The 23,734-nt window shown below is 45.8% G+C and carries 20 protein-coding genes; 10 read left to right on the forward strand and 10 right to left on the reverse strand.

Annotated features, from left to right (window positions below; all coding sequences use genetic code 11):
- The first annotated feature begins 20 nt into the window (after nucleotides 1–20).
- Genes ACFI6L_RS11815 through ACFI6L_RS11825 form a run of 3 tightly spaced genes read left to right on the forward strand, consistent with a single transcriptional unit; the run spans nucleotide 21 to nucleotide 3,045 of the window.
- A complete protein-coding gene (locus tag ACFI6L_RS11815; protein ID WP_462574070.1) occupies nucleotides 21–1,589 on the forward strand; it encodes a tryptophan halogenase family protein in 1,569 nt (522 codons plus the stop codon).
- A 26-nt stretch (nucleotides 1,590–1,615) separates the two neighbouring features.
- The gene (locus ACFI6L_RS11820; RefSeq protein ID WP_014951249.1) at nucleotides 1,616–2,359 is read left to right on the forward strand and encodes a SapC family protein; all 744 of its coding nucleotides are present in this window, start codon (nucleotides 1,616–1,618) and stop codon (nucleotides 2,357–2,359) included.
- Nucleotides 2,338–3,045, forward strand: coding sequence for a DUF6445 family protein (locus tag ACFI6L_RS11825; RefSeq protein ID WP_075177216.1), 708 nt, complete (start codon nucleotides 2,338–2,340; stop codon nucleotides 3,043–3,045). Before ACFI6L_RS11820 ends, ACFI6L_RS11825 begins: the two co-directional genes overlap by 22 nt.
- A 99-nt stretch (nucleotides 3,046–3,144) precedes the next feature.
- Here ACFI6L_RS11825 and ACFI6L_RS11830 read toward each other — a convergent pair whose 3' ends face one another.
- The 3 genes from ACFI6L_RS11830 to ACFI6L_RS11840 are packed head-to-tail and all read right to left on the reverse strand — an operon-like array spanning nucleotide 3,145 to nucleotide 6,303.
- The gene (locus ACFI6L_RS11830; RefSeq protein ID WP_462574071.1) at nucleotides 3,145–4,584 is read right to left on the reverse strand and encodes a DUF2271 domain-containing protein; all 1,440 of its coding nucleotides are present in this window, start codon (nucleotides 4,582–4,584) and stop codon (nucleotides 3,145–3,147) included.
- Entirely contained in the window at nucleotides 4,584–5,483 is a 900-nt protein-coding gene (locus ACFI6L_RS11835) for an EF-hand domain-containing protein (RefSeq protein ID WP_061486789.1), read from the reverse strand. The genes ACFI6L_RS11830 and ACFI6L_RS11835 overlap by 1 nt, the downstream gene beginning before the upstream one ends.
- A 25-nt stretch (nucleotides 5,484–5,508) precedes the next feature.
- Nucleotides 5,509–6,303: a DUF4198 domain-containing protein gene (locus ACFI6L_RS11840; protein ID WP_075177214.1), complete on the reverse strand. Its 795-nt coding sequence runs from the start codon at nucleotides 6,301–6,303 to the stop codon at nucleotides 5,509–5,511.
- Between the two features lie 225 nt (nucleotides 6,304–6,528).
- Between ACFI6L_RS11840 and ACFI6L_RS11845 the strand changes: the two genes are divergently transcribed.
- Nucleotides 6,529–8,856, forward strand: coding sequence for a TonB-dependent hemoglobin/transferrin/lactoferrin family receptor (locus ACFI6L_RS11845; RefSeq protein WP_462574072.1), 2,328 nt, complete (start codon nucleotides 6,529–6,531; stop codon nucleotides 8,854–8,856).
- Between the two features lie 164 nt (nucleotides 8,857–9,020).
- On the forward strand, nucleotides 9,021–9,203 hold the full coding sequence (locus ACFI6L_RS11850; protein WP_039229326.1) for a DUF6435 family protein: 183 nt from the start codon (nucleotides 9,021–9,023) through the stop codon (nucleotides 9,201–9,203).
- A 35-nt stretch (nucleotides 9,204–9,238) separates the two neighbouring features.
- Here the strand turns inward: ACFI6L_RS11850 and ACFI6L_RS11855 are convergent, their stop codons facing one another.
- On the reverse strand, nucleotides 9,239–12,403 hold the full coding sequence (locus ACFI6L_RS11855; protein ID WP_462574073.1) for a TonB-dependent receptor: 3,165 nt from the start codon (nucleotides 12,401–12,403) through the stop codon (nucleotides 9,239–9,241).
- Between the two features lie 210 nt (nucleotides 12,404–12,613).
- Here ACFI6L_RS11855 and ACFI6L_RS11860 point away from each other — a divergent pair, with 210 nt between their 5' ends.
- From ACFI6L_RS11860 to ACFI6L_RS11870, 3 genes are all read left to right on the forward strand, one after another.
- A complete protein-coding gene (locus ACFI6L_RS11860) occupies nucleotides 12,614–13,204 on the forward strand; it encodes a sigma-70 family RNA polymerase sigma factor (RefSeq protein ID WP_462574074.1) in 591 nt (196 codons plus the stop codon).
- Nucleotides 13,197–14,303 (forward strand): FecR family protein, encoded by a 1,107-nt coding sequence (locus tag ACFI6L_RS11865; protein ID WP_462574075.1) that lies wholly within the window; start codon nucleotides 13,197–13,199, stop codon nucleotides 14,301–14,303. Before ACFI6L_RS11860 ends, ACFI6L_RS11865 begins: the two co-directional genes overlap by 8 nt.
- Before the next feature lie 176 nt (nucleotides 14,304–14,479).
- A complete protein-coding gene (locus tag ACFI6L_RS11870) occupies nucleotides 14,480–15,226 on the forward strand; it encodes a hypothetical protein (RefSeq protein WP_462574076.1) in 747 nt (248 codons plus the stop codon).
- A 94-nt stretch (nucleotides 15,227–15,320) separates the two neighbouring features.
- Here ACFI6L_RS11870 and ppiC read toward each other — a convergent pair whose 3' ends face one another.
- Nucleotides 15,321–15,602, reverse strand: coding sequence for a peptidylprolyl isomerase PpiC (gene ppiC / locus ACFI6L_RS11875; RefSeq protein WP_278384565.1), 282 nt, complete (start codon nucleotides 15,600–15,602; stop codon nucleotides 15,321–15,323).
- Between the two features lie 57 nt (nucleotides 15,603–15,659).
- Here ppiC and ACFI6L_RS11880 point away from each other — a divergent pair, with 57 nt between their 5' ends.
- Nucleotides 15,660–17,888: a sulfatase gene (locus tag ACFI6L_RS11880; protein WP_462574077.1), complete on the forward strand. Its 2,229-nt coding sequence runs from the start codon at nucleotides 15,660–15,662 to the stop codon at nucleotides 17,886–17,888.
- A gap of 64 nt (nucleotides 17,889–17,952) precedes the next feature.
- Entirely contained in the window at nucleotides 17,953–18,471 is a 519-nt protein-coding gene (locus tag ACFI6L_RS11885; RefSeq protein ID WP_101566352.1) for a YgjV family protein, read from the forward strand.
- Between the two features lie 128 nt (nucleotides 18,472–18,599).
- On the opposite strand, the gene cyoE is transcribed toward ACFI6L_RS11885, so the two are convergent.
- The 5 genes from cyoE to cyoA all read right to left on the reverse strand — a co-directional run bounded on the left by cyoE (nucleotide 18,600) and on the right by cyoA (nucleotide 23,598).
- Nucleotides 18,600–19,496 (reverse strand): heme o synthase, encoded by an 897-nt coding sequence (gene cyoE / locus ACFI6L_RS11890; protein WP_239217771.1) that lies wholly within the window; start codon nucleotides 19,494–19,496, stop codon nucleotides 18,600–18,602.
- 184 nt (nucleotides 19,497–19,680) lie between these two features.
- A complete protein-coding gene (gene cyoD / locus ACFI6L_RS11895; protein WP_462574078.1) occupies nucleotides 19,681–20,052 on the reverse strand; it encodes a cytochrome o ubiquinol oxidase subunit IV in 372 nt (123 codons plus the stop codon).
- On the reverse strand, nucleotides 20,052–20,669 hold the full coding sequence (cyoC, locus tag ACFI6L_RS11900; protein WP_014977735.1) for a cytochrome o ubiquinol oxidase subunit III: 618 nt from the start codon (nucleotides 20,667–20,669) through the stop codon (nucleotides 20,052–20,054). Before cyoC ends, cyoD begins: the two co-directional genes overlap by 1 nt.
- Nucleotides 20,666–22,654, reverse strand: a complete 1,989-nt coding sequence (gene cyoB / locus ACFI6L_RS11905) for a cytochrome o ubiquinol oxidase subunit I (RefSeq protein WP_014999972.1) — start codon at nucleotides 22,652–22,654, stop codon at nucleotides 20,666–20,668. The genes cyoC and cyoB overlap by 4 nt, the downstream gene beginning before the upstream one ends.
- Before the next feature lie 2 nt (nucleotides 22,655–22,656).
- Nucleotides 22,657–23,598, reverse strand: coding sequence for a ubiquinol oxidase subunit II (cyoA, locus tag ACFI6L_RS11910; protein WP_014951264.1), 942 nt, complete (start codon nucleotides 23,596–23,598; stop codon nucleotides 22,657–22,659).
- Nucleotides 23,599–23,734: the final 136 nt, after the last annotated feature.

Consider the following 23,734-nt stretch of genomic DNA (forward strand, 5'->3'; position numbering starts at 1 on the left):
TTTTTATTCAGGAACACAGTATGACAACAGCAACTCCCATAACGCACATTGTAGTAGTCGGTGGCGGCAGCGCAGGGTGGCTTACGGCTGGTCGTATTGCAGCGCAACATCAGTGCGCTACCCGCAAAGACATTAAAGTAACCTTAATAGAAAGCCCCAATGTGCCTATTATTGGCGTGGGCGAAGGCACCTGGCCAACCATGCGCTCAACACTAATTGCATTGGGTATTAGCGAAACCACTTTCATCAAAGAATGCGACGCCACATTCAAGCAAGGAGCAAAGTTTGCTAAGTGGACCAGCGGTGAAGAGCACGATTTTTACTACCACCCTCTTATGCTGCCCCAAGGGTTTTCGCAAACAAATTTAGGTCCTTACTGGCAGACTGTAGCACCAGAATTAAACGAGTCTTTTTCCCATGCAGTATGTGTTCAGGAAGCTATATGCGAAGCAGGTTGTGCCCCCAAAAGCATACGTCACGCAGAGTTTGCAGGCACCGCTAACTATGCTTATCACCTAGATGCAGGAAAATTTACCGCCTTTTTAACCAAACACTGCACTGAAAAACTAGGTGTACACCATGTGCTGGCCGACGTTAACCGCATCGAAAGCAGCAATAACGGCGATATCAAAGCCCTTCATACCGAGCAAGGGGTAACAGTAGAAGGCGACCTCTTTGTTGACTGTACCGGCTTCAAATCTATGCTGCTCGGCGAACACTACAAGGTGCCGTTTATTCCCTGTGACGATGTACTTTTTATCGACCGAGCATTAGCAGTACACGTGCCTTATGACACCCCGCAAAGTCCTATTGCATCCCACACTATCTCCACCGCACAAGACGCCGGTTGGATTTGGGATATCGGTTTGCAGTCACGCCGAGGTGTAGGCCACGTCTATTCCAGTAGGCATCAGAGTAAAGATGACGCCTATGCTCGCTTAGACACATACGTTCGCCAAACCAGCACGTTAAACGGCATAGATGGGATAAACGTAAAAGACATTACTATTCAAAGCGGACACAGGCAGCGCTTTTGGCAAAATAACTGCGTGGCTGTTGGGCTAGCGGCGGGCTTTCTAGAGCCGTTAGAAGCCTCAGCGCTTGTACTGGTGGAGCTGTCTGCCTCAATGATTGCTGAACAGTTACCAGCAAACCGAGCCGTAATGGATATTGTAGCGAAGCGCTTTAATGACACCTTTTCTTACCGTTGGCAGCGAATTATCGACTTCTTAAAGCTGCATTACATGTTGAGTAAGCGAGAAGACAGCGCATTTTGGCTGGACAATCGCGATAGTCATACTATTCCGGATTCATTAAAAGAATTACTCGCACTGTGGCAATACCACCCACCTAGTGACAAAGACTTTACCAGCAACAACGAGGTATTCCCCGCGGCAAGCTATCAGTATGTCCTGTACGGTATGGGGTTCACCTCAGATTTAGGCGCACATCAGCAATGGGTTAACGCCGACTTTGCCAAGCAACAGTTGATGCAGAACAGAAAAGCTCGCGGCATGGCGGTGGAGAAACTGCCTAAACATCGCGAACTTATTAATAAAATTCACCAATTCGGCCTGCAGGCCGTTTAACGTAAATCAATAAGCAGGGCCTACGTATGACTCACATGGTTGCCATTAATAATAAACAACATGCAGATTTGAAAGTAACCGACGATGCATTGTCACTCAGTGCCAATCAGCACCTTGTTCCTGTGGTGGTCTCTGAGCTAAACAAGCTAGTGGTGCATTATCCCGTGGTGATCACCAAGTTTGACGACTCAGGACAATTTGGCTTATCTGCCTTGCTAGGTTTTGAAGAAAAGGAAAACCTATTTTGGCAGCAAGGTGAATGGGATGCGGTTTATATTCCGGCACAGTTTGAACGCCTGCCTTTTTATGTAGGAACGGAAGCGCAAAGCGCTGACAGCAGTAACCGGGTGCTGTGCATTGATATGGATAACGCTTCAGTAAGCGAAGAAAAAGGCACACCGCTTTTTGATAACACGGGAGAGCCCAGTAACTACCTGTTAGAAAAGCAGCAGATCCTTGCTCAGCTTCTTGACGGTGAAACGCAAAATCAACGTTTTATTGCCGCGCTGCAACAGCACAACCTTATCACACCATTCACCCTAGATATTACCTTTGAAAACGAAAGCAAAACGTCTATAACAGGGTTATATACCATTGATGAAGATAAGCTAGCGGCGCTTAGTGCTGACGCGATTGCTGATTTGCATGCACAACACATGCTGCAAAGCATTTACACGCTCATAGCGTCAAACGCACAAATCTATGCCCTTATCGACAAAAAGAACAAGGCGAATAAAAACGCAGACGCATGGTTTCAAACTACGAATTGATTAAGGTTGGTGAGCAAGCCACACCGATTGTTGTTATCGATGGTTTCATACCAGACCCGCTGAGTTTGGTAGAAACAATTGCTCAACACCACCCATTTACAAAACAAGATGGCGACTTTTATCCGGGGGTGAGAAGTCACCCGCCCCAGGAGTATGTCAAACACCTACATACCTCGCTTCCGTTGTTGTTTAGCCAACTTGCTTCGCATAATGGGCTACAAGATTTTGGCGTGGAAAAGCCGCTTCAAATACCCCTAGTGCAACTTTCCATAGCCAATCAAGCGCCGAAAAGTTTGTCGCCCATTCAATGTATTCCGCACATCGATACGCAAAAGGATAATGAATGGGCATTGGTGCACTATCTGTTTAGCGCGCCTTTGGGCGGTACTGCATTCTATCGACATATTGAAACGGGGTTAGAGCGGGTTAATGCAGCGCAATACGAAGGCTATTTTAAAACCTTAAAACGTCAAGCCACCAGCGTAGGGTTACCACCTAAAGCGTACATAAACGGTGATACCGCCATGTTCACCCAAATCGCCCGTATTGAGCCTATGTTTAATCGCGCTGTGTTGTATCCAGCCAACTTGCTGCACAGCGGCTGTTTACCTAACGATATTTCGGATTATGCTGATGTGAAAGAAGGCAGGCTAACCGCAAACGCCAGTATCACGTTTAAAGGGTAAAACGCTCAGCCCTAATAATGAGGGCTATGAAAACTTCAGATAGCGATTTGCGATAGCTGCCTTTGGTAGTGCTCGTTACTGCAATTTTAAGATTGACGACTAATTCATTAGTGAGAGTGTAATAGACGCGATTTCATCCGTGCCCGTTACGGTTATTGGTGAAGTCAGGCTATCAAAGGTAAATGGAATTTTCTCATAGCTTCGACCGCCGTGTTCTCTGGCCACTTCAACGTGAAGTATTAGCGACGACGAGTTTGCGCTTTTTCCAAAATCATCCAATCCATCCCACTCTATGTGCAAGGGTGCGTTTTTCTTTGTAGCCCCGGCAAACCCATCGACTAAACCTTCATTTTTCCGACCCACTCTTCGCCACCATGTGCGCAGCTCGCCTAGCCATCTTTCGCTGGTGCCGCGAAGCGCCAAGCTTTTTACTAGCCGGTTCTTTTCGTCGCTTATCCACACGCTTACGTAAGGACCGCGATAATCTGCAATGTCAAATAGCGGTAAGGTGATATCAATTGAGATGGCGTGGCCATTTTTTTCAGCCTTGTTTTTACCCGACGTGCGAGCTGTATAGGTGTTGCTGGTAAATACCCTGCCATTTTCATCAATTAACTTCAGCGCTAGTGATGGGTTCGCGTTAACTAACTCCATGGCTTGCTGCGCTGTTTTGGTTGCCGAAAAGTGTGCTAACAACATGGCTTCAAATGCGTTATCCGCCACTGATATGGCTTGAAACTTGGCGCTAGGCCAACCGTCACTGTGGCTTAACACGCCCTTTTCTAAAGACGCCAGCTTTGAAGTAGAAAGTACTGGGCGTTGCCACGGCCTGATGTATGCGATGGTGCTTGGCTTACTAACAGCGTCCGTTGCGCGGCCATTTTGAATTACAGCCTCTTGCGCCACGGTCCCCTGCCAACTAAAACCTTGGTTCGACGCGTGGGTTTCTAGTCCTTGCGCGCTAATGTGGTAAGAGCGAATATTAAGTGATGTCAGGTAGTGAGCAATGCGATCTACGGCAAGAGAAGCTGTGAACTCGGATAAATCCCACTGGATAGGTGACGCAAATGCCACGCTGTTATCGTCATTAAAATTGACCTCAGCAATGCGCGCCACACGAGCAAGACGTCTCACTTCGCGACGCGAAAGGTCATGCTTACCTTGAACATATTCGGCCCAATAGTCATAAAGCGCACCGTTGCGGCAGCTTATGTTACCTTCAGTCCGATTAAACCAATCCTCGCACCGCTTAATGGCAGTGTACAGCCACGCCGGAAGTGTACCTTCGTAACGTTGATTAATTTCGCTAAGCGCACTCGTTGCGTTTGATTTATCTAGCGTTTGATAGGTGTCTTTAATCAGTAGATCAATATTCTTTTGCTCAATGGCGCTAAGTGTCTGCTCTTCGTACAGGGTTATTTCTGTGTTAAGCGTGTGGGAGGTTGCTTCTGGTGATGGTGCAGGAAACACATACAACTCGGCCTTAACAGCATAGCTGGCGGTAAATACCGCCAGATATAAAAGGAAACGCCCAACCATTATTCGCTGACTTGTGCAGTGGTGGTGTCACTTTGCTCCTGCTGACGTGGCGCAGGCGCTGGATCAGCTAACGTTAAGTAGCCATCACCATTAGTGTCGTAGCGATGAAAGGCATTAAACCCAGACACCATGTACTCTGAAAATGTCATTTTGCCATTCTCGTCTGTATCAAGAACTTCAAAGCGAACGTAAGTTTGTTTAATTTGCCCTTCATGGGTCTTCTCGATCTGTGCATCCAGCCTGTCTTCAAACTCAAGCACGTATTCTTGCTCTGTAAGCTTGTCATCACTGTTTTCGTCTGTACGCTGGAATTGCGCTTTGCGAACGGCGTGAAACTCTTCTTTTGTTACCTTTTCGTCACCGTTTTGGTCGTATAAGGTGACAAAGCCTTCAATATTGTGGCTGGTCGGCATGCGCAACATAGGGCGCTGTACTAGCTCAGGTTTGTCATCTTTTTCCTGTGACGCCGAGCGACGGGGCGCTGGTTCAGGGTCGCCCAGTGCAACTACACCATCATTATCACTGTCCATACGTGAGAAACTTCGCTCACCCACCGCGTTTACTTCATCAATAGTAATGAACTCGTCATCGTTGCTGTCAACAGCATGGAAACGTATGTGAGTTTGTTTTACCGATGCTTTTCTGTCTTCAGCTAACCGTTTTTCTACTTTGCCTTCCCACTCATAAACATATTCACTTTCATCAAGTACACCGTCTTTGTTGGTATCAGACGCATTGAAGCGAGCGCGTCTGGCATCAACGAACTCTTCTAATGGAAGTGACTCGTCTTTGTTTAAGTCATAGGTCAATATAATGCCGCTGGCGCTATGTGGTGCCGCTACTGCCGAAGCGCTAATACAAAGCGCAGATACAACGGCTAAACTTACTGTTTTAAACATAATTATCTCCTTGTACCCTCAATGATTAATAGGCTTCGAATGATAGTGTGGTGGTGTAGCTATAAGTGGGCACGTCTGCACCATCAGGCGCGTCGGTACGCAGTCTTACTTGCATCAAATAGACATCTTGTGCTGAAGGAGTAAATGACGCTTGCCCATTGGCATTTGTCGTTAATTTTTCTACATCAGATTCTTCGGCGAACTGATCTTTTCCTTGGTACACCGAGATTTCATGATCGGTAACAGGCTTACCGTTAAACAGAACTTTGAAATTAAAACTCTCGTTGGCAAACAAACTGTTAGGGTGATTAATTGCCACGATCTCTAAGCCGTCGTTTCTTGGCGCTAACGCCTGTTCACTTGGCCCTTTCTTCGTTACGTACGTTGTTGCAAACGTAACTGATTGAAAGTGCTCTTTTAATATCGCACCTTCAGGTAGAGGCTTTTCATTACCTCGCATAGAGCCACGCTCACCGTCCTTTTCATACACGCGAAAAATTGCCCCCATGCGTTTTCCGGTTGAAAACTGGTAAGTCCCTTCTTCCTCTAAAGTGTGCTCAAGAACATTACGGGTAGACAGATCGACAACCTTCTCCACACTCACTAGCTTGCCGCTAGGGGTTACCACTTCAAACGATGCATTCGTAATTGCCGCTTCTGGTACAAAAAATTGTTCTGCAAAAGATGCATCCAGCGTGACTTTACCGCCTCTAACCGGTTCAAACTGAAGCGGTTTTAGGTAAGCCACGTGGGCTAGAGCAGCGCCACTGAAGCAGCTTGCAATAAGCAAGGGTAAACTGATGAGCGTGTGTTTTTTCATGGTTTTTTATTTTCTAGTTGTGTAAAAGTGAAATCATACTATTGCAAATGATAATAGTTATCAATAGTATTACGATCGATTTTTGACGCACGAAGTGTCAAGAAATCGCTTTGACAGGCGCGATTTAAGAAAAATAAAAATGATATCAACCGACGCAAACAGGAGGCTTAGCGTTGATACGAAATACTAATTATTTGCACTTTTATTAAAAATTGGAAAAGAACAATGAAATTTAAACGCTCAACGGTAGCTATTTCGCTTGGCTGTGCGCTAACACTTCCTGCCCTAGCTCAACAATCAGAATTGGCAGTTACAAAGGCCAAAAGTGAAGAAACCCTGACAACGACTGTCGAAACCGTGCTGGATGCACAAACTCTGTCAAAGCGCTCAATTACAAATATTGAAGATACCGCTCGCTATATCCCAGGGGTCCAAACTAATGATACGGGTAACCGTTTCGGTAACGATGGCTTCAACATTCGCGGCTTGGAAGGAGACGCCGTAGCAGTAACTGTAGATGGCGTCGGTCAAGGCGAAACGCTAAACCCAAGCTCATTTGCCGCTTATGGAATGTATGGATCAAGCCGCGGCGAAATTGAATTGGAACACGTAAAAGCCGTCAACATCACTAAAGGCCCAAGCGCTGTCGCGCAAGGACCAGGCTCCCTTGCTGGCTCAGTTACCTACGTGACCAATGAAGCGAGTGACTTTTTACCTGCCACAGGTGATGCCACAGGCGTTAAATTGAAAACCGGTTTTGATGCACGCTCTGACGAATGGCTAGTACACGGCACCATCGCTAACAGAACGGGTAACTTCGACTCGCTATTGCAATACACAATGCGCGACAGTAGTGAAACAGAGGCCCACAGCCATGGTGAGAATATCTCTGGCTCAGCACGTGGTCAGGCTGACCCGATGGATAATCAAGTCGATGCAGTTTTACTTAAACTTGCTTATAACTTTTCCGAGCACCAGCAACTAGGCTTTGTTTACGAAAAGACAGACAGAGAAACGAACGGCATACCTCTTTCTCGCCAAAGTGACTCTTATTTCGACTTCACCTCAGCGGATGAAAATAACCGCGAGCGAATTGGGCTTTTCTTTAATAACGAAAACCTGGGCCTAGCGTTTGCTGACAGCATAGATGTGACATTGAACTATCAAGAGCTGTTTTCATCGGGTGTAACCAGCTTTCTTTACGGCAGTGCAGACGGCGACGCTATATTGCGTACCGAAGACCGCAATTTCAGCCAGGACTCATTGAGTTTCAATGTTGATTTAGCCAAATCTATCACCGGAGAATTTAACCATGAGATTATTTATGGTTTTAGTTTTCAACAGGTGGACGCTGAAGCGGTGATGTTCGACCGCAGGTTCGCTGGACAAACCGCGGACTCGCCTATTTTAGACGGCTACCCTATTCGCGACCAAAGCTTTGTTCCAGAAACCGAAAAGACGTTAATTACAGCCTACCTAGCTGACACGGTTGAACTTAGCGAGCAATTAAGCGTAAACCTTGGACTTCGCTACGATTCTACGGAATATACGCCTACTGTAGACAGCACATTTTCAGATCCCACAGGATTAAGTATCACAGACAGCGAGTTTAGTGCGGTGGTAGGAGAGATTGGTGCTACCTACGAATTCGTAAAAGGCCACTCTATAAATGCTCGAATTGCTCAGGGCTACCAAGCGCCTACGCTCCAAAGCTTGTATTTTGGTACAAACTCAGGCGATGAAGTCACCGATATCATAACTGGTAACACGTTTATTGACCTTGACCGTATTGCCAACAGTGAACTCGATGCTCAAGAATCGACTAACTTTGAACTCACCTATATTGGTGATTTCGAGAACGGAAATGTCAGCGTGTCGGTGTTTAGAACTGAATACACTAACATGATTCAAGACGAGACTTATTCAACGCCTTATGGCACTGAAGTAACTACCGTGCAGTGCGGTCGCTTCGGTTGTGAAACCGTAGTCAATACTGATGATGTATTCACGCAGCCACAAAATACGGGCGAACTGACTGTTGACGGTTTTGAAGTTACGGCCAATTACCATTTTACCGATAATGTATCAGGTCGTTTTGCTTATACGGCATTGGACGGTACCTACGACACCGCATCTGCTTTTAACAATGCGGGGGACGACTTAGAAACCGTATCGCCAGATACCGCAACAGTTGGACTAGGCTACGTATCTGATGAAGGTGATTGGGGCGCAGAACTTGTCGCAATTTTGAGTAAAGGGGTAGAAGAAAGTACTCAACTTAGCTACACCTCGTTGAACAACGGTGCAGGTCCATCGCATACGCCTGCAGGCTATGCTGTTTTCGATCTGCTCGCCTACTACGACATTACTGAAAACCTGCGCTTTACCACGGCGATCTACAACCTTACAGACAAAGAGTATTACCGCTGGGAAGTACTTAATAGCGTAAGAGACGGTACTGGTGGTTTCTTTGGCGGTGTGAGCGGTAATGGATACCAGCGCTACTCAGAGCCAGGCAGAAGTATTAGTGCCTACGTCACTTACCAGTTCTAATGTAACCAAAGTGCAGGCCATACTTAGCTCAACTTAGCCAAGTGGCCTGCTATTCACTCAAGTATTCTCCCATGAATGTTTATGAAAGTTTGTTCACGAAAATGGGTGATCGAAAGTTCCTGTTCAAACGTTTTCTCGCTATCTCTCTTTTTAGGACTTTCACTATGTTTGGACTTTTTAAAAGCAATCCAACCAAAAAGATGCGGAAGCAGTATGACGCCCTTCTTGAAAAAGCCATGCACGCGCAAAGAAACGGTGACATAAAGACTTATTCATTGCTTACCGCCCAATCAGAAAAACTGTGGAAAGAAATAGAAACACTGGAGAAGAATACACAAGGAACATAAATGCTAGGCGCTTGCACATTGCGTGTGACCGAATACTAATACGTGATGTTTACACCTAAGGCGTAGCGCGCCCCCGCGTCTTGCACAAGCAAGAGATGATTGCTGAATCGGCCGCGCTTATGCACGGTTTCGTTAGTAATATTGATACCTTCAAAAAATACAGAAACCCTCGGGCTAAATTGGTATGAAAGGCTCATATCCCACTGCTTGTAGGGGCTAACAAAAGTAGGCTCGGTGCTTTGGGTTTGGTTCAGCGATTGCAAGAACCCTTCTCGCTGGTTCCAGGCCACCCGCCATTGCAGCGCATTTTTTTCATAAAACAGCACCATGTTTTTGGCACCCGACAACCCTGTAAGTGCGAACGTTGAACGGATATTGGCGGTGTCTAATTCAGCGTTGCTGTCTACAAAGCTCGCATTGGCCTGAACTCCCCACCCTGATTCGCCAAATAAATGCTGCACTGCTATCTCGACCCCTTCAACCGTTGCAGACTCGCCGTTGCTGGGAGATATTACGGAAAATCGTGCTAACGCATCAGCATCGTCAACCGCATTTGGATCTGTGCCGGTGCTAGGGTCAGTCACGTTATTAAAGGTTTGTGTACTGCTTTCATTAACAATGAAATTATCTACCGTTTTTCTAAAGTAACCTGCCGATATATAGCTATTTTCCTGGTAGTAATGCTCAATGGCCAAATCAATGTTTTTTGCCTCAAAGGGCAATAGCTGTGCGTTTCCGATACGCGCCCGCAGGTCGCCACCTTGTCGCGTGGTGGTGTAAGTTACACCTGGTGCCATCTGTTCTAAGGTTGGGCGGGTGATACTGTGATTATAAGCCGCGCGAAATACCCAACTATCTAACCAGCTGGCTTTAACGCTCACGCTGGGTAAAAGATTGGTGTAGCTTGACGATTTATCAATATTTACCGAGGCGCCAAACTCTTGCCCCAGTTCGGTTTGGTCTAAAATAACTAACGCCGATAACTGCTCATCGACACCGCTTACCTTTACGTCAGTATATTCAGCACGTAACCCTGCATGCACATCGATAAACCAAGGCGCGTAGTCCTTTTCAATAGCGGTTTGAATATACCCCGCATACACTGTTTCTTTAACAGCGAAAGAGCTTCCCCGTGTTTCAGCGGCTAGACTGACATCCCCAGCGTTTTCTAAGTAACGGAATAATGTATCACCGTCGTGGCGCAGCCACTGATGAGGTATGTTCTCATGCCCGCTAATCGACCCAAGAAAATCTTCGCCTGCGTCAAATATGGTTTGGAAGTTATCGGGAATATCTGGTGCATCAAAATAGCCGCAAAAACTGCAGTGTCTTGCGTCAGCTTCGTTGTCTCTTCTTTCATTAGCTTTTTCGCGCTGAGTTAATGCTCCTCCAACGTCAATTTTGCTAAACCAACTTTCATCCCCAAGCACACTTACATTGATTTTTGCTTGCCCTATATCGTCGTCGACACTCCATCCTCTACGCAGCATAACGTGGGAACGGCCGTTAGCTGGGTCTAAGTAATGGGACACCCCCGCAAGCTCACCTAAAGCGTTAACTTGACGGGGGTTGGCTTGTTCAAAGCCCGATATAGCCGGCAATATGTTTGACTGAGTGTGGTCGAATGAAGAGCGATTTAAATAGCCGATAAGAGAGAGAGAATTGCCCTCTCCGTTATTGTCATCGACATTAGCCATTGAATAAGACAGATCAGTATCAACGATTACGCTATCGCTCGCGATATAGTTTGCTGCAAAACCGAAGCTTTTTAAGGTCGATGAACGGTTAAAAGTGCGAGCGTGAAAGTCTGTGGCGTGCCCACTGTTTTGTGAGAAAGATACCGCTGTGCCATTTTTATCAACCGTAACATCTTCAAGATTACTTGACGTGAACCAATGACCCATTGAGGTTGCCGAAGTCTCTACATCGAATGTCGACCCCAAATAGTCGGCAGTAAGCTCTAGCTTGTTGTTGGGTCTATACTGTAAAACAAGCGCAGATCCCGTACGGGTTCTATCGTCAAAGCGTACTCTTTGATCGTAATTCCTGGGTACATATAGCGTAGAAACGTCATCAGAAAGCTCACTTTCAGGTACGTTAGTATTTACCAACCAACCATCAATTTGCGCTTCTTCTAGTCGCGCTTGACGCTTGTGTTGAGTAAAAGAGGCTAGAATGCCAAACGAGTTATTCAAATAAGTGTTGCTGAACATAGCAGAGGTAGAAGGCGCATATTGTTGCGAGTTAGTATCGTACTGCATTTTAATGCTGCCAGCCGCCCGCATTCCCTTGAAAGAAAGAGGTTTAGCAGTGTGAACATCGATCGTAGCGCCGATGCCACCTGACTGCATAGTCGCCTGGCTTTGTTTGTGCACGGTAACACTGCTGACAATCTCAGAGGCCAGTGTATCAAAGCTGAATTCGCGCCCGAGCTTATCGGTTGCCATAGGCCTGCCGTTTAATAACACCCGATTAAATTCCGGTCCAAACCCCCTCACTGTAACAAGTTGACCTTCACCTTCTGCGCGGTCGATAGATACGCCAGACACACGCTGCAGCGCTTCTGCGAGGTTTTGATCGGGAAACTTGCCCATATCCACCGACTGAATAGTATCAATGATGACGTTCGCGTTGCGTTTGATCCCCACCGATTGAGCAACACGCGCTCGTAATCCCCTTACTTCAATGTATTCAATATCGTAACTACCTTGCTCGTCAGGTACGGTTACCAAGCTATCGTCTTGTGCGGTAATGGCGTTAAAAAGACGACCAAGCAAGTGATTGTTTTCATCACTATCGCTAGCAGGCACTATCTTTATTCGGGTGTTATCGACAATATCAGCACTCAGGCCTGTACCAGCCAAAAGCTTTTCTATTGCTACTTGTGGCGTATAGTTACCACTTACTTCATTTGCAAAAATATGCCTGACTTTGTTGAAGGGGAAGACCACTGTCAGCTCGGCTTGATTGGCAAACGCGATGATTGCCTCGTCTGCACTTTGTGCAGGAATAGCGAAATTTATTGCGGAGAGCGGCGATGTATTCTGTGTAATCACTTCTGCTTGTTGGTGGGGCAGCACTGACTGTGCAATAACAGTGTGACTTGCGCCGAACGACATCATGCACAGTGCAACCGTTAAAGCTTTAGGCTTAAAAGGCAGCATGATTATTGTGTCGAATGGTTCATTTGCCACAGGCATATTCGGTTTTACGCTATTGTTATTATTGATTATTAGAGTGTGTGATGCGTATGCGTCACCCTACACGTTATTGTTGGTGTTGTTTTAAACTAGCGTCGCATTATATACAACCCATTAACAAATTTAATTTTTGAGCGATAATGTTGAAAATACTGGGGGAAAATAGCGTGGCTGTCGTCTTAGTAAGTAACAACGATAAAAAATAACAATATGCCCATAGAAACAGCCATACATAATGCCTATATGTCGGCGCGCGGCTCGATGGCCAAAATGCTATCGCGCCTTGTGCCGCCTAAAGAAGTGGATGACATACTGCAGGATACGTATGTTCGCTTGTGTCAGGCGAAATCTACCGAGCATATTAAAGAGCCCAAGTCGTTTTTGTTTAAAATCGCAAAAAACTTGGCCTACGATCACTTGAAGCGTGCAGAAACACGCATGGTAGACGACAGCATAGAGGTTGCGGCAGCACTGGAAAGCGCAATTAGCGGTGTTGAAGATGAAACATTTCACAACAACGCCACCCAGCAAGAGTTTAAGTTATTTTGTGACGCAGTGCGCGCCCTTCCCAAGCAATGCAGGCGCGCATTTGTATTGAAGAAAGTGTATGGATACTCTCTTAAAGAGATTGCCCAAGAATTAGAGATAAGCGAAAAAACCGTGGAAAAGCATATTGCTGAAGGAATAAAAAGATGCACTTTGTTTATGCGACGACAAACGACGTCGCATACACGGCCGAATGCTTATCAAAGTGGTGGGCAACACAGTACGGCGGATGTAAAGAGAGACGCCCATGAATAGTTCAACAAACGAAACAAAAAACGCTAAGTCAGGTACCAATAGCAACGTTGTACAGTTTAATAGCGATGAGCGTGTGCTTGATGCCGCCAGCGAATGGCTAGTGAAACTCGACGAAGGGCTTGATGACAATGAAACACAAGCGCTAAAAACATGGCTCGCAACGCCTTTGCATCGAGACACCTTCCTCGAAATGGTAGCCTTGTGGGACAAGATGTCGGTGCTTAGCGAACTGGCTGAGATCGTACCTCATACACCTGAGCCTAGCATCAAACACAAAGCAAACCACACCGTGGCTTGGAAGCGCCCGCTGGCCATTGCTGCCTCGTTTTTAATGGTCGGGCTGTTAAGTTATCAGGGGCTAAATTTATTCTCGCCGTCTAACCAAACCGAACCTGTTGCACAAATGGCAAGCTACTCGTTACAAGCCTCGACCAAACCGGGCGAGCACAAGAGCATTAGCTTAGAGGACGGCAGTACACTATGGCTTAATACCAACTCTCAAGTGAACATCGTTTTTACTGAAACCTCACGGATTATTCAGCTTGTCAAAGGTGAGCTTCATATCGAAGTGGCGAAAGACAAATCCCGCCCGCTCAATGTACTTGCAGCTGGTAAAGCAATACAGGCGGTTGGTACTGCTTTTAATGTGCAATATCACCGCGGCGACCTTGAACTGGTAGTTACCGAAGGCGTGGTAGAAGTCGCCAGTTATACACTTAACAAAGCGAATGGCGAAAGCATTATTGATCCAATTATTAAACCGCAGGCTCAGCCATTGACGTTAGTTCAAGGTGAAAAATCACTTTTATCTTTGCCTAACAGCACCGTTGAGACCGTGTCAGATGAAGATATCGCGAATGATTTAAGCTGGCGTGAGGGCAAGATTGTATTTCGCGGCGAGCCATTAATTGACGTGATTGAAGAAGTAAGCCGATATACGGATAAAACGGTCGTTTTAGGTGATGCTGCGCTTGCTAACATGCAAGTAGCAGGGCTATTCAACACCAATGATGTAGACGCGCTTATTGCCGCCCTTGCCGACAATTTACAGATATCTACAGACTACTCTAGCGACACTATTGTTCTTCGCCCCCGTTAACAGTGGGTTTGGCTCATAAGTTCTTACTTAGCATTATTGAGCTACAAACTAAACACAAAGCGCGTTCTAAAGCTTAACTCGCGCTTTTACCCACTCCCCCTTACAATGACGCCTTATACCAGTCGGCATGCATTGGTATGATAGATAAATGCATCAAACAATAAGGCGTCTTTGATATGCAAATAGGCAGTACTTTAACGGCAATTAAGCAGCTCACTTCCAGGCTACTATTTCTGGCCACCTGCGCGGTGCTATCTAATACAGCTTTCGCCATTGAAGCTGGCCAATATTACTATTTCATTTCTGACAAGTGCGTGGCTAAAGGCCCTCAAACGCCCGAAGAGCGAGGCGCCGTAACCCCAGATGTTATGCTATTTGAAGTGTTACCTGCGGGGATCAGCGACTACTACGTAAACATGAATACGAGCGCACTGATTCACTATACAGAGGAAGGGCAAGCGGACCTTTCTTCAATGGAAGCAGAGCAGGCCTATACTGCTGGTAAAGCACCGTCGAAAGACAGCCTTAGAAAAGATGGCAATGCCATCCAGCACGACTTCATGCTGCAGCGCGAAGCAATAGATTTAAAAACCTTGATAAACACGTTAAATGGTTTTTCCCAGCTGCAGTCTGATAAAGGCTACTTTTTTAAGAAAATCGTAGGCCTTTCTAACCCCGATGCTAAATTTAAAGCCATTACCCGGGTTCGCTTAAGCGATATGGGTTACGACAATCGCATGATGCTAACAAGCTATTCCAGCGACTACTTTATGCTGGATGAACAAGGTAAGGCCTCTGACACAGCTTTTATTACGGTAGATCACGGCGCAGCGCTACGCAATTCACTGCACGACACCAACAGCCCGTACGCCATATTTACCAAAAATTCAGTATGCGGTGAAAAGTGGGAGCCGGGCAATTAACAAGGTAATTAGCTAGGACATACTTTAAAACGCTTGTTGAATGGATCGGGCTTACTTCGGCCTTTAGCGGCTTTGGTTTTAAAAGGCTCTGGTTTTAATTACTACGATAAAGCGTTTTAATAAGGTGGTAGCCGAAACGGGTCTTCACCGGCCCGTGTACTTTGAGCACTTCTTTTTTAAATACCACATCGTCGAAGGCTTTTACCATTTGGCCTCTACGGAATTCACCAAGATCGCCGCCACGCTTGCCCGACGGACATTTAGAATGACGCTTTGCTAACGTCGCAAAATCCTTACCCTTTTTAAGCTGCTCTAAAATAGAAAGCGCTTCTTTTTCTGTTTTAACCAAAATGTGAAGTGCAGATGCCGTTGCCATGCCTCTTCCAATATTGAAGTATTAATTATTGCAGTATACCGTATAATGCGACACATCATGGATGTTTCAAAATTATTATATCAATGGAGTGGTATGCGCCAGCTTGTAATATTACTTTGTTTTTTACATCTCACATTTGCGGCGGAGGCTGATCAGCCAAAAAATGTGATTTTTATCCTCGCTGACGACTTGGGCTGGAACGACACGTCAATCTATCAACATAATAAGTTCTACGAAACGCCGAATATAGATGCTCTAGCACAAAAAGGAATGACATTTACTCAGGCATTTAGTAATAGTCCATTATGTTCCCCGACTAGAGCTTCTATCCTCACGGGCCAGACACCTGCTCGACATGGTATTTTAAATCCGAATATCGAGACGCCTACAGTTAGGCTTACTTCATCTGAACGTAGCAGTGGTCCCCGAAATCAATTATCAACCGTTCCCCTCACAGCCACTCGTCTTGACACATCACTTCCTACTCTGGTCAAGGTTTTAAAGAACGAGGGGTATCACACGGCGCATTTTGGAAAATGGCATTTAGGCTCTTCGCCATATAGCCCTCTCGAACATGGTTTCGATATAGATATTCCGCACTTCAGCGGCTCTGGCCCTTACGGAGGTTATCTTGCACCTTGGTCTTTCGCGCCGAATTTAACGCCCGAAACAGAAGAGGAACATATAGATATCCGTTTAGCTAAAGAGGCAAAAAAGTGGATTTTAAACAATCACAGTCGAGGTCCTTTTTATGTAAATTTCTGGCCATTTTCGGTACATGCTCCCTTTAACGCCAAGCAGGATGTTGTGGAGCACTTCATTAACAAGCGTTCCCCTTTTAACAGCCAACGAAGTGCAACTTACGCAGGAATGGTAAAACACTTCGACGATGCTATCGCTATTTTATATGACGCGTTAGAAGAGGTTGGAATTATAGATGATACTATCATCGTGTTTACCTCGGATAATGGGGGGAATATGTATGATGTACTGGGCGAGATTCATCCAACAAGTAACTTTCCTCTTCGCAGCGGTAAGGCGACGCAATATGATGGTGGCAGTCGCGTACCTACATTCATAATATGGCCAGGCCTCACTCAGTCAAACACCTTATCCAATCAACCTATCCAATCTGCTGACTTTTATCCTACTTTATTGAGTGGGTTAAACGCAGAAATGCCGAAAGGACATATTGTAGATGGTGAAGATATTCGCCCAATATTGCGTGGTGACACCTTATCGCCCAGACCTATTTTCACATATTATCCCACAATGCCTCGCGTTCCCGATTGGTTACCTCCTTCCGCTACAGTCTTATACGACGGTTGGAAACTAATAAAGACATTTTTTTACGGTGACAAGGAAGAACATAGGTACGCCCTTTATAACGTTGCAAGTGATGTAGAAGAAGCCCGTAATCTAGCGAATGAGAGGCCAGATAAATTAATAGAATTAGACAGTATTTTATCTGAATACTTAGTATCCACAAATGCCTCTCTGCCTCTCGAAAACCCCGACTATCAACAAGGAACATTTAGCTTTTACAGCATCGGAAAACCTGCAGACCAATATCTACTCCCTGAAGAACAGACATCGAATAACCTATCCCTAGATTTATCGATATCAAGCCCCCTCGCAAATGCTGAAGACAAGCTTTTTGCATCATGGGATCTATTGAATGGAAGTGCTTCCTCAAGCGTCAGTTATCGCCAATTCATGGGCCCAGACGTAACAACCGAGGCACAGAATAATGGTTTTAGTTTCACGGTACCAGAAGTGGATACTGCTCAATTTATCAGCTTTGCGTTCATTGCTAAAGACCACGAAAAGACAGTTAGAAAGCAACTGAGCGTTAAAGTTTTGCCCGTGAACGTTGCACCTACGATCGGTTTGTTACATACAACTATCACAGCTTCAAAAGGCAGCAGATTAACCATTAACTACACTGTGAATGATGTTAATAAAGATAAGCTCTACTTGAGGGTTCAAAGCGATGATTTATCTATCGACGAGAATATCAGTATTGCACGACCTGTTTATTATCTCGATATTCCTGCCTCATTTACTCAAAACCAAGCAGACATAAATTTTACTGTTTCCGATGGACTCACTTCAAACTCTAGTGCATTACGGATTACTCTTTCCGAAGCTCAGGGCGGAGGCTCTACAAATAACGGTGGAATACAAGAGAGTAGAACAGGAGGAGGGAGTATTATTATGCTAATTCCAATCCTGTTAATTGCTTTAGGACTCAGAAGTTTGTCTTATTCGCTACTCAAAAGCTGAAGTAGCTTAGTTTGAGATAGATTTTAATTGTAGGAATGTTAAATAAGCCACTAGCGCGAATAAAATGTTGATAATACCAGAATTCGACTTAGCCCAAGCGATAGGAATGTTGAGTTTTGCGCTTGGCATTTTGTGCTTTTATCAGCGTGATGATCAGCACCTGCGAATAATGATGGTGGTGATGAATTTAAATCACGCCCTGCATTTTGCGCTACTTGGTGCCGTTACCGCATGCTTAAGTGCCTTACTTTCAGTGGTAAGAACAGGCATTTCGATTAAAACCCGTTCTCGCAGTGTCGCCTATCTATTTATATTAATATCGCTAGCAGCCGGGCTGTATTTGGCCGAAGTTTGGTACGACTTATTCCCTATTTTGGGCACATGCATAGGTACTTATGCCTTGTTTTGTTTATCGGGGATCCGCATGCGTTTAGCGTTTTTGTGCGGTGCAATATGTTGGCTAACCAACAATATTATTGTCGGCTCTATTGGCGGCACCTTGCTTGAAGCTACGTTACTGGCAGTTAATAGCTTCACCATTATTCGCTTGTACAGAGGGCAAAAAGCACTCGGTCAGGCCTGATTCCCAATCTATGCCAGACTATGCTCCCAATCTACACGCCTTGATTGCCCAAAGTGAATGAATTGCTATACGCACACTGTATTGGAAGCTTTCAAGCAAATATTACCGAATGACTAGAAACGCCTTATTCAAAACGAAAGTGCAAACAGACTCGTTACTGACGTGTGATAGTCCAGTGACATAGCGATAGATAACAGCGTTATATTCACAATGGAAAAACCGAAAACACGTTTTGCCCAGCCTTCTACGTTGATGTCGGGTCTGTATCCGCGCAGTGCCATCAACAGCCACCAAAGGCTAGTTGCAAAAGCTACTGTTAAAAAGCCAATACCCGTATAACCGCTGAGTGGAAGCAGCATTACCACTAAAGCAAATAACGCAATATGAAGAACAATATGGCGTTTTGCTTTCGCGATACCTTGCGAAACAGGCAATACGGGAATGCCAGCCGCCTTATAGTCGTTATATCTAAAGATAGCGATGGCATAGGAATGGGGCATTTGCCAAATGCTGAACATACCCAGCAAAATAGCTGCAGCCATATCAAACTGACCGCTCGCGGCGCAATAACCTACTACGGGCGGAACGGCCCCCGACAAACTGCCAACGAAGGTGCCATACACCGAATTTCGCTTCATATACAGGCTATAAACACCCACATAAATGACGTAGCCAAAAGCGGCAAAAAATACGGCAGTAAGGTTGGTGTAAGCTGCTAACAAGCCGAACCCCGAAATGCCTAGCACAGCACCATGCAACATCGCAGTAAGTAATGGCAGTTCGCCTGTTACCGTAACCCGGCTAGCCGTGCGCTGCATTTTGCCATCGATATCTCGGTCAATGCAGTTATTAATGACACAACCTGAAGCCACCACCAGCGATAAACCGATGAGCGTTGCGAGCAATAGCCAGTAATCTATATCGCCACGGGACGCGAGCAAGAAACCGCCCGTTACCGAAATAGCATTGCCCATAATAATGCCGGGCTTGGTGACTGACAGGTAACGTTTATAAGTAGAGGTCATGGGTAAAATCCAAATTTAAAACGCGCCCATTTAGACGCGTATCAAGGTGTACTGAGAAGCCCCAATGTTGCCCCCCAAATAGGTTGCCCCAATAGAAGGGCTTATCGTACTGACCGCGATGAAGTAAACACATTGAAAAGCCTGACATGATTGTCAGGCTAGACCACACATATACAGAGACTTGCTAATACATCATCATGGCGTTTGATTCGTAGATGATCCAAACGGATAACCCAACCACCATGAAAATAATAAGCGCACTGAATAAAAACGAAAACGTATTGGCTCTGCCTTCTTGGGTAACAAAGTTAAGGTGCAAAAAGTACTTAAGGTGCACCCAAATTTGAACCAAGCCCAAGGTTACCACGCTCCAAATCGTGGTAACTTTAGATAGGTCGCCATTCATCACTAGAGTGAACGGAATAGCGGTGAGCACCACAGATAGAATGAAGCCAATAACATAAGACTTCACATCGCCATGTACGTCATCACTATTGTTGGTCGATGAAGCGTGACCGTCCGTATTTGAAGCTAATTTTGCATCGTGTAACGCCATTACATTGCCCCCATTAAGTACACTACAGTAAATACACATATCCATACGATATCGAGGAAGTGCCAAAACAAGCTTAAGCAGCTAAGTCGGGTAACGGTTTGCTCACCTAGACCCCGGCGGGTTACTTCGATAAACATGATCGTCATCCAAATAAGACCCGCTGTAACGTGCAGTCCGTGCAGTCCCACTAGCGAGAAAAACGCCGTTAAAAACGCACTTTGCTGCGGCCCGTTACCGTGCTCAATAAGGTGGTGGAATTCGTACACTTCCATACCAATAAAACACGCACCCAGTGCCCATGTCACCGCCAGCCAAGCAAGGGCGCCTGACTTGTTTTGTCGATGAGCGCATATCATGGCAAAGCCAAAGGTAATGCTGCTTAAAAGCAGAGCGGCTGTTTCAACTGCGACAAAGTTGAGCTCGAAAATATCTTTGCCAGACACACCGCCTGCCGTATTCATAAACAGCACAGCATAGGTGGCAAAGAAAGAAGCAAACAACAAACAGTCGGTCATTAAATACAACCAGAAACCAAACACGGTGTTGTTTTCATGATGTTCTTCGTGTGCGTGTTCATGCGGCATTGATGCGGCGCTTGATGTTGCAATAGTACTCATGAGCGACCTCCCACTGTATTGGCACTTAAGTGCGTAGCTTCAACTCGTTCAACCTCATCTACCTGCACGTAGTAATCAACATCCGAGGTATAGCAACGCTTAATAAATACTCCTATTCCCGCCACTAAACCGACAACAGCAAGCCACCAGATATGCCAGATAAGGGCAAAGCCCATTAGAGTAAAGCTCATACTCATAAACACACCGGCTGAAGTATTTTTTGGCATATGAATAGGCGCGTAATTTTCAGGGCGTTGATACGACTCGCCGCGTTCCTTCATATCCGTCCACGCATCAATGTCTTTGATGTGAGGTATCTTGGCAAAATTGTAAAACTGAGGCGGTGACGCCGTTGACCACTCTAGCGTGTGACCATTCCACGGGTCGCCCGTTGTATCGTTAAGCTTTTCTTTGTTTTTGAAGCTTACAAACAGCTGAAGCAGCTGGAAGAAAATACCAATTGCTATAACAAACGCACCAAATGCAGCAATGTATAACCAGATATTCCAGTCAGGATTGTCGGTGTGATTTAAGCGGCGTGTCATACCCAAAAAGCCAAGCACGTACAGGGGCATGAACGCCAAAAGGAAACCAATTTGCCAGCACCAAAAGGCTGCTTTTCCGGTTTTTTCGTCAAGCTTAAAGCCCATGGCTTTCGGGAACCAAAAAGCAAAGCCAGCCAGATAGCCAAATACCGCACCACCAATAATGGTGTTGTGAAAGTGCGCAATGAGAAACAAGCTATTATGAAGTACGTAGTCAGCACCTGGAATAGCAAGTAACACCCCTGTCATGCCGCCAATGGTGAAGGTCACCATAAAGCCTAACGTCCACAGTACAGGCACACTCAATATTAAGCGACCGCGATACATGGTGAATAGCCAGTTAAACAGTTTCACGCCCGTGGGTACGGCAATAACCATGGTCATAATGCCGAAGAAGGCATTCACATTGGCGCTTGAACCCATGGTAAAGAAGTGATGTAGCCAGACAATAAAACCGAGAATAGCAATGGCACCCGACGCATAAACCATCGACTTGTAGCCAAACAGGCGCTTAGCGGTAAACGTAGATATAACTTCTGAAAAAATACCAAATGCAGGCAGTACCAGAATATAAACCTCAGGGTGTCCCCACGCCCAGAATAGGTTGATATACATCATCGAGTTACCACCGGCTTCATTCGTGAAGAAGTGGAAGTCCATGTAGCGGTCTAGGGTTAGCATGGCTAGCACAGCCGTAAGAATAGGGAACGAAGCAGCAATCAGAATGTTCGCCCACGTACAGGTCCATGTGAATATAGGCATTTGCATTAACTTCATGCCGGGCGCACGCATTTTAAACACGGTAACTAAGAAGTTTACGGCGGTTAGCAGCGTACCGAGCCCGGATATCTGCAGGGCCCATATATAATAGTCGACGCCAACCCCGGGACTAAACTCCAACCCGGCTAGCGGCGGATAAGCAACCCACCCTGTTTTTGCGAATTCACCTAACCCCAAAGACACATTTACTAGAATTGCGCCACCTGCGGTCAGCCAAAAACTTAAGTTATTTAAAAATGGAAACGCCACATCGCGAGCACCAATTTGTAGTGGCAAAATGATGTTCATCAAACCAATCATAAACGGCATCGCCATGAAGATAATCATGATAACGCCATGGGCTGTGAAGATTTGGTCGTAGTGCTCTGGCGGTAGATACCCGGGCGCACCATTGGTTGCCATTGCAAGCTGAGTACGCATCATAATGGCGTCGGCGAAGCCACGCAGCAGCATGATCATAGCCAACACAATGTACATAATACCAAGACGTTTGTGGTCGACAGACGTTATCCAATCAAACCATAGGGTTCCCCACTGTTTGTGCTTGGTGATAAGCATGGCAATGACCACACCCACCACTGCCACAACAGCTAGTGTCACCATAATAATCGGCTCGTGATAGGGCACGGCCTCAATAGATAATTTACCTAATAAAGACATGGTTATTGTGCATCCTCTTGGTGATGGCTGTGTTGCATTTCAGGCATGGCGTGATGTTCGCCCATGGCGGCATTTTCCGGCTTGTTGTAGAAATCCATAGAGCCGTGATCTTTCATGTATTTCATAACAATGTTATGAAATAAACCGTCATCGACTTTGCTGAAATAGGTCACCGGATTGTTTTCGCTTGGCTCAGCAAGCTGCTCGTAGGCACCTGACGTTAACGATGTTTGCGACTGCTTAACGCTGGCAACCCACGCCTCGAAGTCATCCTCGGTAGGTGTGGCAATAGCGTTAAACTTCATTCCAGTGAATCCCGCACCGCTGTAATTTGAAGAAATGCCTTTGTACGTACCTGGCTCGTCGGCAATAAGATGAAGCTTGGTTTCCATTCCCGCCATGGAATAAATCTGGCTTCCTAGCTGAGGAATAAAAAACGAATTCATGGTGCTTTCAGAAGTAATCTTAAACGCAACGGGTTTATTGGCTGGAAACACCAATTCATTGACCGTTGCGATACCTTGTTCAGGGTAAATAAACAGCCACTTCCAGTTGAGCGAGACTACTTCGACAGTAAGATGCTCTCCTTGACCTTCTAGCGGTGCATAAGGGTCGAGTGCGTGAGTAGAGCGCCAGGTGATCACACTCAACGACACGACAATGAGAATTGGAATGGACCACACCACCGCTTCTATTTTGGTTGAATGTGCCCATTTAGGGGTATAAATTTCGAAATCGCGACTAGCGCGATACTTCCACGCAAAGTAAAGCGTAAGAAAAATAACGGGAACAACAACAATCAGCATGAGGATAGTGCAAAGAATAATCAGGTTCTTTTCATCCATACCCACTTGCCCTTTAGGGTCAAGCACGCCACCGCTGCAACCGGCCAACGTCAGCCCTGCACCAGCAACAATTAAAGTAAAAAGGTTACGAATAGACAAAACAAGTTCCTATAACCCACAAGTTGAACGGCGATGACTGGGCCGCTTAATAGAGAATGGCAGCGTTACAGCATCGAAAAACACACCGGTAAAGCTTTGTCACACATACTGCGCAACGCTTTCGGCGTTAAATAAT

Source organism: Alteromonas sp. G4i35, assembly GCF_054960375.1.